The organism is Pseudomonas syringae, from assembly GCF_002157375.1.
GTDB classification, from domain to species: domain Bacteria; phylum Pseudomonadota; class Gammaproteobacteria; order Pseudomonadales; family Pseudomonadaceae; genus Aquipseudomonas; species Aquipseudomonas syringae_T.
Window position 1 is genome coordinate 18,818 of sequence record NZ_MTSA01000025.1, and the last position, 14,637, is coordinate 33,454.

Annotated in this window: 17 protein-coding genes; 5 read left to right on the forward strand and 12 right to left on the reverse strand. The window is 57.2% G+C overall.

Translation table 11 applies throughout. The features are described 5' to 3' along the window. Positions 1-89 precede the first annotated feature (89 nt). The 6 genes from BW686_RS24000 to rimA all read right to left on the reverse strand — a co-directional run bounded on the left by BW686_RS24000 (position 90) and on the right by rimA (position 4,887). The gene (locus tag BW686_RS24000) at positions 90-338 is read right to left on the reverse strand and encodes a TIGR02647 family protein (RefSeq protein ID WP_007253178.1); all 249 of its coding nucleotides are present in this window, start codon (positions 336-338) and stop codon (positions 90-92) included. 217 nt (positions 339-555) lie between these two features. Next, positions 556-831, reverse strand: a complete 276-nt coding sequence (locus BW686_RS24005) for a hypothetical protein (RefSeq protein WP_084920171.1) — start codon at positions 829-831, stop codon at positions 556-558. Between the two features lie 93 nt (positions 832-924). Further along, positions 925-2,256, reverse strand: coding sequence for a glutamate/aspartate:proton symporter GltP (gene gltP / locus BW686_RS24010; RefSeq protein WP_084920174.1), 1,332 nt, complete (start codon positions 2,254-2,256; stop codon positions 925-927). A 453-nt stretch (positions 2,257-2,709) separates the two neighbouring features. Continuing rightward, positions 2,710-3,615 carry a 30S ribosomal protein S6--L-glutamate ligase gene (gene rimK, locus BW686_RS24015; RefSeq protein WP_003318100.1) on the reverse strand — a complete coding sequence of 302 codons (906 nt, stop codon included), beginning with the start codon at positions 3,613-3,615 and terminating at the stop codon, positions 2,710-2,712. Continuing rightward, positions 3,612-4,088, reverse strand: a complete 477-nt coding sequence (gene rimB, locus BW686_RS24020) for a retropepsin-like aspartic endopeptidase RimB (protein ID WP_084920177.1) — start codon at positions 4,086-4,088, stop codon at positions 3,612-3,614. The genes rimK and rimB overlap by 4 nt, the downstream gene beginning before the upstream one ends. A gap of 16 nt (positions 4,089-4,104) precedes the next feature. Beyond that, positions 4,105-4,887: a S6 modification regulatory phosphodiesterase RimA gene (gene rimA, locus BW686_RS24025; protein ID WP_084920180.1), complete on the reverse strand. Its 783-nt coding sequence runs from the start codon at positions 4,885-4,887 to the stop codon at positions 4,105-4,107. Between the two features lie 156 nt (positions 4,888-5,043). Between rimA and BW686_RS24030 the strand changes: the two genes are divergently transcribed. The 3 genes from BW686_RS24030 (at position 5,044) to BW686_RS24040 (ending at position 8,255) form a co-directional block, all read left to right on the forward strand. After that, on the forward strand, positions 5,044-5,451 hold the full coding sequence (locus tag BW686_RS24030) for an RNA-binding S4 domain-containing protein (RefSeq protein ID WP_084920183.1): 408 nt from the start codon (positions 5,044-5,046) through the stop codon (positions 5,449-5,451). Between the two features lie 177 nt (positions 5,452-5,628). Continuing rightward, on the forward strand, positions 5,629-6,531 hold the full coding sequence (gene hslO, locus BW686_RS24035) for an Hsp33 family molecular chaperone HslO (protein WP_084920186.1): 903 nt from the start codon (positions 5,629-5,631) through the stop codon (positions 6,529-6,531). A gap of 179 nt (positions 6,532-6,710) precedes the next feature. After that, the gene (locus tag BW686_RS24040; RefSeq protein WP_084920189.1) at positions 6,711-8,255 is read left to right on the forward strand and encodes a phosphoenolpyruvate carboxykinase; all 1,545 of its coding nucleotides are present in this window, start codon (positions 6,711-6,713) and stop codon (positions 8,253-8,255) included. 72 nt (positions 8,256-8,327) lie between these two features. Here BW686_RS24040 and BW686_RS24045 read toward each other — a convergent pair whose 3' ends face one another. Beyond that, a complete protein-coding gene (locus BW686_RS24045) occupies positions 8,328-8,759 on the reverse strand; it encodes a type VI secretion system amidase immunity protein Tai4 (protein ID WP_084920192.1) in 432 nt (143 codons plus the stop codon). A gap of 467 nt (positions 8,760-9,226) precedes the next feature. Here BW686_RS24045 and BW686_RS24050 point away from each other — a divergent pair, with 467 nt between their 5' ends. Together BW686_RS24050 and BW686_RS24055 are read left to right on the forward strand one after the other, a co-directional pair. Continuing rightward, complete coding sequence (locus BW686_RS24050) at positions 9,227-9,457, forward strand: DUF6124 family protein (RefSeq protein WP_084920195.1); 231 nt, start codon at positions 9,227-9,229, stop codon at positions 9,455-9,457. 189 nt (positions 9,458-9,646) lie between these two features. After that, on the forward strand, positions 9,647-10,147 hold the full coding sequence (locus BW686_RS24055) for a GNAT family N-acetyltransferase (RefSeq protein ID WP_179149366.1): 501 nt from the start codon (positions 9,647-9,649) through the stop codon (positions 10,145-10,147). Between the two features lie 4 nt (positions 10,148-10,151). On the opposite strand, the gene BW686_RS24060 is transcribed toward BW686_RS24055, so the two are convergent. The 5 genes from BW686_RS24060 to BW686_RS24080 form a co-directional block, all read right to left on the reverse strand. Next, complete coding sequence (locus BW686_RS24060) at positions 10,152-10,853, reverse strand: hypothetical protein (RefSeq protein WP_084920198.1); 702 nt, start codon at positions 10,851-10,853, stop codon at positions 10,152-10,154. Between the two features lie 57 nt (positions 10,854-10,910). Next, positions 10,911-11,612 carry a hypothetical protein gene (locus BW686_RS24065; RefSeq protein ID WP_084920201.1) on the reverse strand — a complete coding sequence of 234 codons (702 nt, stop codon included), beginning with the start codon at positions 11,610-11,612 and terminating at the stop codon, positions 10,911-10,913. Between the two features lie 133 nt (positions 11,613-11,745). Beyond that, entirely contained in the window at positions 11,746-12,195 is a 450-nt protein-coding gene (locus BW686_RS24070) for a hypothetical protein (RefSeq protein WP_084920204.1), read from the reverse strand. A gap of 426 nt (positions 12,196-12,621) precedes the next feature. Then, positions 12,622-13,335 carry a cupin domain-containing protein gene (locus tag BW686_RS24075; protein WP_084920207.1) on the reverse strand — a complete coding sequence of 238 codons (714 nt, stop codon included), beginning with the start codon at positions 13,333-13,335 and terminating at the stop codon, positions 12,622-12,624. Between the two features lie 160 nt (positions 13,336-13,495). After that, positions 13,496-14,353, reverse strand: a complete 858-nt coding sequence (locus BW686_RS24080; RefSeq protein ID WP_084920210.1) for a GNAT family N-acetyltransferase — start codon at positions 14,351-14,353, stop codon at positions 13,496-13,498. Positions 14,354-14,637 lie beyond the last annotated feature (284 nt).

Consider the following 14,637-nt stretch of genomic DNA (forward strand, 5'->3'; position numbering starts at 1 on the left):
TGTTATTCTGGCGCCAGTCTTCGTTATCGACCGGCAGTCAGATAAGTGAAGGGCCTGCCACGGTTATTTGTGCGCAGGCCCTGCCTCGTTCAGGCGGCCTGTTTTGACACGCTGAGGATGGTCAGCAGGGATTGCGCATGTTGCGCCGCTTCAAGCCCGAGGCTGGTCAGATAACCGCCATCGACCTGGGTCGTCAGCCCTTTTTCGAAGAGTCTTTGTGCTGCTGCAACGGCAGTGGGGGCCGCTACGTGGTGGACTTTGAGGCCTTCCTGGGTGTTTCCCAGATTGAACAGTGCAAGGATTTCCAGTTCGGCAACCAGCTCAGGGGTATACGACATAGGTACTCCAGACTTTTTGTAGTAAGACGACCTCGCCGGCTGGCGGGCAGTGCTCTGGAATCGACGTGTCCGTTCTGCGCTCGTCGGTTCTGAGTGACCGTCAAAGCCGGTTTGGCGAGATAGCCCCGGAGGATTCAGCGGCAGCGGGGCATTTGCAGTGTAGTCAGCGTCTTAAGTGTTTGCAGCATATATATTGCCGGTATGGCCGGCGGACCGATTATTTCTCGGGCGGCAACTCAGGCAGGGCGCGCAGCGCGGCTTCGTACCATTGCGTGTCGAACGCGCGGTTTTGCTCGAGCAGGGCATCGATCTCGATGGCCAGAACGTGTGCCATCATTTCAAGAATGTCTTCGCGCTCGTAGTTGACCAGGGTAAGCATGTTGAACACGGCTTTGGCCGCTGGCGGGTTACCGGATTCGATCTGGTTTTCAATGGCTTCGATCAGGGTCGAGGCGGCAAATTCTTCTTCGTCGTTGTCGATTGCGTCGGTCATGTTAAATCCTCTGATAAGGCGGGCAGTCTAACCGGGGGCCTGAAAACAACAAACCCCGGCATTCCGGGGTTTGTGAGCACAACGGCTGGAGAGTCAATCCGCTGTCGGTTGGCCCAGCGGCACAGGTTCCTTGCTGCGCCAATGCGGCAGAGAGTTCCAGTAACGCTCACCCTTGGCGTCGTCGTACATGCCTTCCCAGCGCGAGATGACCAGCACCGCCAGCGCATTGCCGATCACGTTCAGGGCTGTGCGCGCCATGTCCATGATGCGGTCGACGCCGGCAATGAAGGCCAGGCCTTCCAGCGGGATGCCTGCGCTGCCGAGGGTTGCCAGCAACACGACAAAGGAAACGCCCGGTACGCCCGCAATGCCTTTGGAGGTGACCATCAGGGTCAGCACCAGCATCAGTTGCGCGCCAATCGACAGGTCGATCCCGTACAGCTGAGCAATGAACATCGCCGCAATGCTCTGATACAGCGTCGAGCCGTCGAGGTTGAATGAGTAGCCGGTGGGCACCACGAAGCTGCAGATCGCTTTCGGCGCGCCGTAGGCTTCCATCTTCTGGATCACACGCGGCAGAACGGTTTCCGAACTGGCGGTGGAGTAGGACAGAATCAGCTCGTCCTTGAAGATGCGCATCAGCTTGATGACCGAAAAACCGAACGCCTTGGCGATCAGGCCCAGCACCACGAAGGCGAAGAAGGCAATGGCCGCGTAAACCAGAATCACCAGCTTGGCGAGTGGCAAAAGCGACGCGAAACCGAAGTTGGCGACGGTCACCGCGATCAACGCGAACACGCCGATGGGCGCGTAGTTCATGATCATGTGAGTGACCTTGAACATGGTTTCCGAGACACCCTGAAACAGCTTCACCAGCGGCTCGCGAACCTCGGCTTGCAGGCTGGAAAGCCCCAGGCCGAACAGCACCGAAAAGAAGATGATCGGCAGCATTTCGCCGCGTGCCATTGCGGCAAAGATGTTGGACGGGATCAGGTTGAGAATGGTCTGGATAAAGGCATGATCGTGTTGAACTTCGGCAGTAGTCTGCTGATATTTGGAAATGTCGACCGTGCCCAGCGTGCTCATGTCGATGCCGGTGCCCGGGTGGAACACGTTGGCCAGAATCAGGCCCACCAGAATGGCGATGGTGGTCACAACTTCAAAGTAAAGAATGGTCTTGAGGCCGATACGCCCCAGTTTTTTCGCATCGCCTACGCCCGCGATGCCGACGATCAGCGACGCAACAACGATAGGGATGACGATCATTTTGATCAGGCGGATGAAAATGTCGCCCGCGGGTTGCAGGATATTGCTGATCCACCATGCCTTTTCGGCACTGAAATGGTTGAGCAACGCGCCGACGGCGATGCCCAGTGCCAGTCCGATCAGAATCTGCCAGGCCAGACTCAGCTTTGCCTTCTTCATATTATTACCCTTGTTCAAAGTGGCTTGGGCAAGTCCAAAACCGATGCGCCGAGCGTGCTTTTTCCAGCATTTTCAGGGCAGGGGATCCCTTTGGAAATGTCCCGAGAAGGTCACCGCAGGCGAGCGTCCTGGCTCTGTAGCAGGCGAAAAAAGTCGCAACTATTCCCACGGCACGCGCCGACGTCTAATGCCGTAAACGGCTACCTCATGCCGAATCGGCATACGAATGCGCAAATATGTGTTGATTTATGACCGCCGAGAAGAAGGCGATTTGGCGTAAAGGTGGCTAAAACGTCGTCTTCGGCCTGATAGAGGGAAGTGTGGGGAAGGGCGAACATTGCGTTGCTGAATCGATTACTGAGGGGATTTAACGGATGTACGGTAATCGAGGCGCCCGGACCTGCTTATCCGAAGGCGGCAGGTGGCCCAGGCGCTCGACAATGTTCTGAACGGTCAGCCTTTACCCTTTGTGCGTGTCATGTGCGGGCCGCTGTTTTTTTCCAGGTACTCGATGATCATCCCGGCGACGTCCTTGCTGGTGGTCACCTCAATGCCTTCCAGGCCGGGCGACGAGTTCACTTCCATGACCAGCGGGCCGTGATTGGAACGCAGGATGTCCACGCCCGCCACGCTCAACCCCATAACCTTGGCTGCGCGCAATGCCGTCATGCGCTCTTCCGGCGTGATCTTGATCAGGCTGGCGCTGCCGCCGCGGTGCAGGTTGGAGCGGAACTCGCCTGGCTTGGCCTGACGCTTCATCGAAGCAATGACCTTGTCACCGACCACAAAGCAGCGAATATCCGCACCGCCCGCTTCCTTGATGTATTCCTGAACCATGATGTCCTGCTTGAGGCCCATGAAGGCTTCGATCACCGATTCGGCGGCGGTGGCGGTCTCGCACAGCACCACGCCGATGCCTTGAGTGCCTTCCAGCACCTTGATGACCAGCGGCGCGCCGTTGACCATCTGGATCAGGTCGGGAATGTCATCCGGGGAGTGGGCAAACCCTGTAACCGGCAAGCCGATACCGCGACGTGACAGCAATTGCAGCGAGCGCAGTTTGTCCCGCGAGCGGGCGATGGCGACCGATTCATTGAGCGGGAACACACCCATCATTTCAAACTGACGCAACACCGCGCAGCCATAAAAAGTCACCGAAGCGCCGATGCGCGGAATCACCGCATCGAAGCCTTCCAGCGGTTTGCCGCGATAGTGGATCTGCGGCTTGTGGCTGGCGATGTTCATATAGGCGCGCAGGGTGTCGATCACCACCATCTCATGGCCTCGCTCGATACCGGCTTCAACCAGACGACGGGTGGAATACAGACGCGGATTACGCGAAAGCACAGCGATCTTCATGCAACACCTGAGGAAGTAGAGGCCGGGAACACCGGCTTGTCTTGTACATACGTTATGCCCGGATTGACGACCAGTTGGCCATCGATCAGAGCCTTGGAACCCAGCAGCAGTCGATAGCGCATCGACTTGCGGCATGCCAGTGTGAATTCCACTGGCCAGATACGATCACCCAGTGCCAGCGTGGTGCGAATGACGTAACGCACCTGCGCGTGGCCGTTGGAGCTTTTTATGGTTTTCAAGGCAACCAGTTGCGCTTCACAGCGACGATGCCGCAGCTGAACCACGGTCCCCAGGTGGGCGTTGAAGCGCACCCATTTCTGCCCGTCACGTTCGAAAGGCTCGATTTCCGTGGCGTGCAGGCTTGAAGTGCTGGCGCCGGTATCGATTTTTGCCCGCAGGCCAGCCACCCCCAGGTCGGGCAGCGCCACCCACTCGCGCAGGCCGATAACGGTCAGGTGATCAAATGTCTTCAATGCGATTCCGTATTTCTCAAGACGTCTTCCAGGCTTCGGGTGCTACCTCAGCCAGGGCTTTGAATGCAGGCTTGGCGAACAGATAGCCCTGCATCAGGAAAATGCCGCAATCGGCCAGAAAATCCCGCTCCTCAATGTGCTCGATCCCCTCGGCAATGAGCTTAATCCCCAAGTCCGAACACATTGTGACAACGCCACGAACAATCGCCTGACGCGCGCGATCACGATGAATGTCGCGGATCAGGTGCATGTCGAGCTTGATCAGATCGGGTTGAAAGTCAGCGAGCAGCGTCAGGCCGGAATACCCGGCACCGAAGTCGTCGATTGCCGTCATGAAGCCGAACTCTCGGTATTCGCGCAGAATATTGCTCAAATGGCCTTTACTGCACACATGCTCGCTTTCGATGGTCTCGAAAATCAACCGTTCGACGGGAAAGTCATGCTGCCTGGCCGCTTCCAGCGTGCTGCGGATGCACAGCTCGGGACGATACACGGCATTCGGCAAAAAGTTGATGGATAAACGCTCGGTCATGCCCAAACGTGCAGCACCGGCAATGGCGGTGGTCCGGCAGGTCTGATCAAAGCGATAGCGGTTCTTGTCAGTCACCTGACTCAGCACCGACATCGCACCTTCACCATTGGGGCCGCGGACCAACGCTTCGTGAGCAAAGATCGATTGATCCTGCAGGTTCACGATGGGTTGATAGGCGTAATCAAACGAAAAGCCCAGTTCCGGACTGCCGGTGCAGCCCTCACACCCCTTCCGGGGGGCGGTCAACGAAGTTGGAAATTCTGTCACATCGCACTCCATGTGAGGTCGGGGCAATAAAATGATGAATGGCTGATTTTGACAAGCAAGGATCGGTTACTTCATGTTCGTGGAAGGTTCATGGGGCGGTCGCGTTTCCCGATGGGCCTGATAACGTTCAGACTGCCACACTGATGAGGAATTCAAATGGCGCAAAAGCTGGAAGAAGACGAAAAAGTTCGTCTGGATAAATGGCTGTGGGCGGCGCGATTCTTCAAAACGCGCGCGCTGGCAAAAGCCGCCATCGAAAGCGGCAAGGTGCATTGTCGCGGCGAACGTTGCAAGCCCGGCAAGGAGCCGCGTCTTGGCGATGAGTTTCAGATTCGTATGGGCTTCGATGAGCGCACGGTGGTCGTCGAGGCGTTATCGGTCGTGCGGCGTGGCGCGCCGGAAGCACAGACGCTCTATCGCGAGACCCCGGAGAGCATCGCCAAGCGGGAAAATGCGGCGGCTCAGCGCAAGGCTGGCAATCTGGGCGTCACCACCGATGGAAAGCCGACCAAAAAACAGCGGCGTCAGCTGTTTGATTTTCTTGGCGCCCGGGGCAGCGACTGAAAAAACCGCCGAATGGCAGGCCTGACGGGTGCCCGAAAAGCCATCCGGCTTGGAAGCGCGCCGGATAGCTCCTAAAATGTGCGTCAAACCTTATGGTGCAAAGCACTTTCGAGTGCCGGACGGCGTGCCTCACCGCTGCCGACCATTCATTGTCATTACCTCAGATACCCTCTCCCTATGCATGATTTTCCGGACATCGATTTCACCCAGCGTTTCATCTTCGACGAAAGCGACGTTCGTGGAGAGCTGGTCGCCCTGGAGCGCAGCTACGCCGAAGTGCTGGCCAAACATCCCTACCCGGAGCCGGTCGCGCAATTGCTTGGCGAACTGATGGCGGCTGCGGCGTTGCTGGTCGGCACGCTCAAGTTCGACGGCTTGCTGATTCTGCAGGCGCGCTCCAGCGGCGCCGTCCCGCTGTTGATGGTCGAATGCTCCAGCGAGCGTGAGCTGCGTGGCATTGCCCGTTATGAAGAATCGCTGATAACGGCGGGTGCCGGGCTTCAGGACCTGATGCCCGACGGTTCGCTGGCGCTGACCGTTGATCCGAGCAAGGGCAAGCGTTATCAGGGGATCGTTGCCCTGGACGGTGTCGACCTCTCGGAAAGCCTCTCCAACTACTTCGTGATGTCCGAGCAGCTTGGCACGCGTTTCTGGCTCAAGGCGGACGGTCATCGTGCCCGCGGCTTGCTGCTGCAACAATTGCCCGTCGCGCAGATCGCCGACCCCGAGGAGCGCGCTGCCAGCTGGGAGCATGTCATCACGCTCGCCGACACCCTGTCGGCCGAGGAAATGCTGAGTCTGGACAACGAGACCATCCTTCATCGCCTGTATCACCAGGACCCGGTTCGCCTGTTTGACGTGCAGCCTATCTGCTTCCGCTGCAGCTGTTCTCGCGAACGCTCCGCCAATGCGCTGGTCAGTCTTGGGCTGGAGGACGCGCAGCAGTTGGTGATCGAGCACAACGGCCATATCGAGATCGATTGCCAGTTCTGCAACGAGCGCTACCTGTTCGATGCCACTGACGTCGCACAGCTGTTTGCTGGCGGCGGTGTCGATTCGCCATCTGACACGCGCCATTAATCAACGCGTAAAGAGCCTCAGAATACGGTGTGGGCGCCTCTAATGCTGTTCTGACAGGAGGGTCCTACCATTTCTGGGCTTTTCTGGCATAATCCGGCCCACTTTTACGCTGTAGTAGTGGTTGTTTTTTTACTACAAAACCGTTTGGAGCACTCGGCTACAAGCCGACGGGGAACCTCATGACGCAAACCAACAACGCTGTGTACACCGATCTGAGCACCGACGAACTGGTCAAGGAAGCCCTTGCCCGCAAAGAAGGCGTACTTTCTGACACTGGCGCACTGGTTGTGGAAACAGGCCATCGTACTGGCCGTTCGCCGGCCGATCGCTTCATCGTGGAAGAACCGAGCACACAGGACGCCATCGCCTGGGGACCGATCAACCGCAAGTTCCCGGCCGAGAAATTCGATGCCCTGTGGAACCGTGTCGGCGCCTACCTGGCAGAACGTGAGCGTTTCGTTTCCCATGTTCATGTAGGTTCTGATCCTGCGCACTACCTGCCTGTCAAGATGACCACCGAGACGGCGTGGCACAATCTGTTCGGTCGTTGCCTGTTCATCAACCCTGAACAGTACAACCCGGCTGGCAAGGACGAGTGGGAAATCCAGAACGCGCCATGGTTCGTCTGTGACCCTGAGCGTGACGGCACCAACTCCGACGGCACCGTCATCATCAACTTCGCCGCCCGCAAGGTGCTGATCGCAGGCATGCGTTATGCCGGCGAAATGAAGAAAGCCATGTTCTCGGTGCAGAACTTCCTGCTGCCGGCCGCTGACGTGCTGCCCATGCACTGTGCCGCCAACATGGGCGAAGAGGGCGATGTGACCCTGTTCTTCGGCCTGTCCGGTACCGGTAAAACCACCCTGTCCGCCGACGAAAGCCGTTACCTGATCGGTGACGACGAACACGGCTGGGGCGAAGGCGTGGTATTCAACATCGAAGGCGGTTGCTACGCCAAATGCATCGACCTGTCCGAGAAGAACGAGCCGGTCATCTGGAAAGCCATCCAGCACGGCGCCGTACTGGAAAACGTCGTACTCGATCCGGTCACCAAGAAAGCCGATTACGCCGACAGCAGCCTGACCCAGAACAGCCGTGCCGCTTACCCGCGCGAACTGATCGAAAAGCGCGCACCGAAAAACCTCGGTGGCGAGCCAAACGCTGTGATCTTCCTGACCTGCGACCTGACCGGCGTGCTGCCACCCGTGTCGATCCTCACTGAAGAACAAGCGGCTTACCACTTCCTGTCGGGTTACACCGCACTGGTCGGTTCCACCGAAATGGGTTCGGGTTCGGGCATCAAGTCCACGTTCTCCACCTGCTTCGGCGCACCGTTCTTCCCGCGTCCGGCTGGCGAATATGCAAACCTGCTGATCAAGCGCATCCGCGGCTTTGGCTCCAAGGTTTACCTGGTCAACACGGGCTGGACAGGCGGTGGTTACGGCGTCGGCCAACGCTTCAACATCCCGACCACCCGTGGCGTGATCGCAGCCATCCAGAGCGGCGCGTTGATCGGTGCAGAAACCGAACACCTCGACATCATCAATCTCGACGTGCCGAAAGTGGTTCCCGGCGTAGACACCGGCCTGCTCAACCCGCGCAACACCTGGGCTGATAAAGCGGCCTACGACGAAGCCGCCAAGGCATTGGCCGGCCTGTTCGTGGAGAACTTCAAGAAGTTCGACGTGAGCGACGCCATCAAGGCTGCGGGTCCGAAGTTGTAATCAGCGCTGCCTGAAAAAACCGCCTTTATCAGGCGGTTTTTTTTGCCCTCGTTTTACGCATTTCAGGACCTGTCATTTATTGTCTTGAATATACGTGTGGCCAGGTTGTATCACAACTTCCTTTACCAGGGCGTTGAGCTCTTTACTGTGGTAGAGGTCCAGGCACTTCAATAAATCAAACTTGACCCCTTTTACTTCAGATTCGACCAGCGGGTTTGTGTAGCGTCTGGCCAGATACTGATCAATGAGCGCTTTGACAGCGTCAGGGCTTTTCTCGAGGTCGTAATAAGCCCACTCGCGTAACGCAGTGACACTGCTTCCTGCATCCATCGCGGTGCTTTTATCACCCGTGTAAGCATTCGCTATGCAAGTGGCCAACACCATGTCTTTGTAGTTTTGCTCATACGTCCGCTCCATTCCTTGGGGGGATGAGGTCGAAGGTGCTGCGAGCGCTGCGAGCGCCAGGCATGAAAATAATACGCCTATCGCAAGAGTGCATTTCATTAGCTCAGGCTCCAAAAAATGATTTTGTCTTCTTTACAGCGCTGACCGGATTAATATCAAAAAATATCAGTGCGTTTTGTGGAGAGCAAGTGAGATGTGGATCTTATAAGTTGACGGAGTCAGCTAGCGCAGCTGTAAAAATGTCACAAATCCGAAGGGCATCTCTCTATCTCTTGTGTGAAATTTCCTAGATCATCCAACCCGCTTGCGTCTGGTTTCTCTGGGATCTAGCCTGCGCTTCGTCACTGCAAATTCAGTGACCGGGCGTGAGAACCCGATCTTAGTAGGCGCATCACTCTGTCAGTTGCCGTCGATCTTTATCGATGCATGCTTCATGGCGGCTGTGTGCAGGCAGACTTCGGTCTGGCCGGATGCCTACTGTTCGGTTTCTCACCCTGTACACCGCTGCCACCTTTTGTTGTGTGAGAACGGCAAAGGATGGCGTTCACGACAGTAGGAGCAAAGCCATGGTCAAACTCACGCCAGACCCACCCATTACTCTTGAGGAAACGCTGCTGCGCATCTCCGATCTATTGCGTTGTGCGTCGGCGACAGCGCATGAAGCCAGTGACCAGCTCAGTGGACAGACGCGTGATCTGACATCAACGGTCATCTATTTGCTTGATATGGCTCATGCATTGGTCGAGCGATCACTGGCAAGCGTCGAAATCCGACCGCATCTGGAGTGTCAAGAATAGCGCTCTGGAACTGACCGTTGCGCGAGCGGTACGTTGGCCATGCTTTCGGCCCATGTTGTAATTAAACATCTTCGAGGTCTCCCGCCCGTGTGACCTGCGAAAATGCTCAGGCCAGCGCCTCGACTTGTCGGGGCGTTGGCTTGTCTGGAATACTGGTTTTCTGTTTCTGGTGATGACAAGGAGGTGGTTGTGAGCGCGAACAGCATCGAGATACGACGTTTTGTACCGAGCGATGAGCAGGGCGTGTCGGCACTGATCCTGCCGATCCAGCGTGAAGAGTTCGACATCGCTATCACCGCCGAGGATCAGCCTGATCTGAAAGCGATCCCGGCGTTTTACCAGACCGGCACAGGCGACTTTTGGGTGGCCGTGCAGGGCGAGCGAGTGATCGGGAGCATTGCGCTCAAGGACATTGGTTCAGGGCAGGCCGCGTTGCGCAAAATGTTTGTCGCCGCTCCGTTCAGAGGGCGCGAGTTTTCGGTGGCGGCAAGGCTGTTGAGTCGCCTGGTCGAAGAGTCCACAGGCAAGGGCGTCACCGACGTGTTTCTGGGCACGACCGACAAGTTTCTCGCCGCGCACCGTTTTTACGAGAAGCATGGTTTCAGGGAGATAACGAAGGCGGATCTGCCCGCAAGCTTCCCGTTGATTTCGGTGGACAGCAAGTTTTACGCGCTAGCGCTGGCGCGTTGACGCCTTAGCTGACCACTGAACTGCTTGAGGTCTTCAGGGCCTCCAGCACTGAGCTGTCGCCAGAGGCCAGATTGGCTGCGTAGTTGTTGGGGTATTGCGCTTTTTCGATGGGCGGAAGCTCATCGTAGTGGGCCAGTATCATGAGCAAGGTGTCGGTGCTTTTTCCGGTTTCGTTGTATTCGTCGACGTAGCGTTTAGACATTGCCCTGTTCCAGACCTCTTGCTGATCGTACTTCTCCGAATAAGCAGCTTTTCGTTCATTCAACGTATAGCTACCCCCCTCGTCATACACAATCAAACTGAGCTTATCCTGGGATAGGCCTGCGAACGGGTTCGTTCCTGAGCCATTGGTAAACCGGGTCGCTTGTTTGGCTCTTTCGAGAAGTTCGGGATCTTGAGTGTCAGGCACTTCGGCATCGTGAACAGCTTTGCCTCCGTAATAGCTGCTGTCAGTCAATTTGGCGATGACGTCCTTCGCCAGCGAAGCGAGCTGTTTTGAATCAAGGCGGCTGTCGCGGGCTTCGGCACGCGCTGCGGTATCGTTCAATTGCAGCGCTAATGTTGACAACGTCGCGCTATCAGCATTTTTCGTTGCTGATGAAAGCTCTTTGGCGTCAGTGCTCGCAGCGGCCACGGAGACGGTTTTGGCGACCGTCTTGATCGTGTTGCTGGCTAGAAAACCGGAAATAGAGTTGTTGTCGATCACGATTGCGTCCTTGCAGCATGGGCCACGTCCATGACACGAATACCGGGCGTTGAAGCCTTAGCTGACCACTGAACTGCTTGAGGTCTTCAGGGCCTCCAACACTGAGCTGTCGCCAGAGGCCAGATTGGCTGCGTAGTTGTTGGGGTATTGCGCTTTTTCGATGGGCGGAAGCTCATCGTAGTGGGCCAGTATCATGAGCAAGGTGTCGGTGCTTTTTCCGGTTTCGTTGTATTCGTCGACGTAGCGCTTTGTCACGTCTCTTTTCCACGCCTGTTCAAGGTCGTGGTTTTCCAAATAGGCTGCGTTTCTTTCGTTAACCGTGTAGTCGCCCCCTTCGTCGTATATCACCAGGCGTAGTTGATCCTGGGACAAACCGGCGAACGGGTTTTTCCCTGTTCCGTTGGCAAATTCGGTCGCTTGTCTGGCTCGTTCGATAAGCGCAGGGTCGTCGGTCTTTGGAACCTCGGCGTCATGCAGTTTTCGATTGGCGTAGTAGCTGGTGCCCCCAACCTTGTCGATGATGTCTTTCGCCAGCGTACCCAGCTCTTTGAAGCCGAGGCCGCTATCACGGGCGTCAGCGCGGGCGGCACTGTCATTCAGTTGCTTGGCGAGCGTCGAAAGCGTTGCGGTGTCTGAGTTGGCTGTCGTTGGGGCCAGCTCTTTGACAGTTGTATTCCCGGCTGCCACGGAAGCGGTTTTAGCGACCGTCTTGATCGTGTTACTGGCGAGAAAGCTGGAGATTGAGTTGTTGTCGATCATGATTGCGTCCTCGCAGCGTGGGCCACGTCCATGGCAGTTCTATATGTGCGTATCGGCGTGGAGCGAGCAAACTTGAGTTTTGATCAGGGAGGCGGTGAAGCGTGCGCCGCCAAAAGGCGCGCACGCGGCAGACTTACTTCATTGTGAATTCGGCAGCCCAGGCATAGGTGGAGAGGTTGGTAACGCCGGAGGTCGCGGTACAGATCGCACCACCGCTTGGCGTGGCTGTGCGAGTCCATTTAGGGGTCTTGACGCCACCCGCACCAAACGTGTTGGTGAACGTGGTCGAAAATACGCAGACCTTGGTGCCGATGGTGTATCGAACACTGGCGTAATTGGCATCCGGGGAGATATTGCTCTGAACGGTGTAAACATCGTCCTTGCCCGCAGGGACTGATGCATCAATCGACGGTTTCGCATTCAACTGTGTCGAGGTCTCATTGCTCGTGACGACCTTGTAGACAGCCGCCTCGGTGCTCAGGTTTTTGAAGGTTACTACGACGGGAGGACCCGCCTGAGCCGTTGCGGCTGCAGTCATTGCGGCCAGTGCAAGGGAAGACAGTAAGAGCTTGGGGGATTTCATGGGTGACACTCCTTGGGTTAACGATCAACTTCATGTTGGGTACAGCGTGAAAAACAGAGGGCGACGGCGGTTGCGCCTGAAACAGGGAACCGATCATGCAGGCACAGGGGTACTGAAACAGCCGATACGGTAATTAATCGGATAGTCGAATCAGTGGCTCGTCAGAGGGGGCATACAGGGAGGGCGATGCTGGCAGGTCATTTCGCATGCTTACGTCCATGATAATAAGCCTGACCGGCGTCAGGCTTGAGTACAATCCGTCGTGCCGCTTTGTATCATGCTGAATACAGAGCGCGGTAGTGCATTTAACCGCTTTGCCCAAAAAATAAAATAATAAGAGCTGGCTCTTTTTTAGCTCGGCAGCGTGATCTGTGTTGATGATTTTCAGGCGTGCCCTCGGCATCCGCCGAAGGGCACTTCACAGGGTTAAGTCACCGCATAGAACTTGCGCACGTACCCTGTACTGGTCCATTTGCACGGTGCTCCCTGGGCGACGAAAACGGTGTCGCCGGGTTTCACGACGAGGGTCGGACCGTTTTCGAGGCTCAGCTCTACACTGCCTTCGATCAGGCTCATCAGTTCGTGAATCTTGTGCGGGCGCGAAATGCGTTCGTAGGGCGTTGAGTCCCAGACGCCGATACGCAAGGTGCTTGCCGTGTCTTCGAACAGGTTGTTGCTGCGGCATTGCGGCAGCGCACTGATCATGATGCTCGGGTCTGGCGGTGAGGACGGTGTCAGCAGGGCCAGGCGGTCGAGCGGAACGATGCCGGGTTTGTCTGGCCCGCTGGCCTGAGTGGCGGCGCAGAACGCCCACAGGCTGTCCGGCGCTGCGTCGATGCGCACCTGAGTGCCGCGACCGATCACCGCGCTTTCGCCTGTGCTGACGGTGATGCTGTCAGTGCCAGAGGTCAGGGTGACAGTGCCGCGATGTATCACCAGCATCTCGGTGTAGGGATAGGCTTCTACCGGCAGCGATGTGCCGAAACGAACCACGCCTGCCGCGATGCCCTGATCATCGAGGAATGCTGTGCGACGGCCTTCATCGAACGGGTCGTGGGCGTCGAGCGGGCCCGTGGTGAATTCGGTGTTTACCGGGCTGAGGTCAGCGCGGGCGAGGAACAGTACGGTGGGTTGGGACATTGGGTTGGGCTCCTGCATTCGAAGAGTTGATGATCGTTCCCACGCTCCGCGTGGTAATGCCTCTCGTGACGCGCTGCGTCACCTGTTCAAGACCGGACGCAGAGCGTCCAGCACTGCATGCCAACGCGGGGCATTGGCACGATGATGTTCTTGAGGGCGCTTAACCGATTGCCTGGGTAATCAGCGCAAACTGGCGCACGCCCTGGCCGGGTTGCGGAATGGCGCCCATGCTCATGCACGTCACGCTGTCCACGCGCTTGAGGCCGGCTTCTTCCAGCCAGTCGGCCAGGCCGCAGTCGGTCGGAATGTCGATGCGTACAAAGGCATAAGGCACTTTGGCCAGCAGTTGTTCGATCATGTGTTTGGCCTGCTCGACCGACTGCGCAACCACCGGGCCGATGCACAGGCCTCGCCCGAACGGGCGCAGCAAGGCGAAGGCCTGCAACTGGCCATCGCGTTCGATACCGACGGCGTGTTCGAGGTTGTTCAGCACATCGCCCAGCGTGACCGACCGATCCATACCCGTGCCGGCGCTGCCCAGTTCCACTACACGAGGATGGTCGGCTTCGTTGAGAGGGCGGCAGCTTTCATCGACCTTCAGCTCGGTGGATGTCAGCTGTTGCGCCTGGCCCTGACGCTGCTGGATCTCGCCAAAACGGACAAACCCCATTTTCTCGTACAGCGGCGCACCGGCCAGCGTGGCATTGAGAATGGCCGTGCGTGGCGGAACACTGCCCAACGCCAGTTCCATCAATTTGCGGCCGATGCCTTTGCCTTGATAGTCGTCGCTGACGATCACCAGACCGATGGTGGAAAACGCGCCCTGATGGCAGGCAAATGCACTGCCGATCACGCGACCGTTATGCACGGCGACGAAGCCCTGAGCGACACGTTGCAGCATGGCCCAGTCTTCAAGTCGATGTGGCCACTTCAAGGCAATGGACAGCTCATGAGCATTGCCGACATCGGCTGCGGTCATGGGGCGATATTCAAAGTCGAGGCGTTGCTGAGCGAGCATGACGTGTCTCCGTCCAGAAGAATGCACAGGCAATAAAAAGATACTGCAGAGCTGCTGTATCCCACCTGCGGCGAGAGGTGACAAGAGGCGAGCGAGCATTCGGCAGATTCCGCAAACCGGCGTTCGCCAGACCACAGTTACTGCTTAAATCAGTCGCAGGCCCGGCAGCAAATGCTTGTGGTTTTCTGCGCGGATAAAGCTCTTTATATAGCAGCGGGATTTCGCTTCCTGGCGGATCAGCGTACGGGCGCAGTTTCTGCGGCGCAAACCCCCGATTTTGAGCC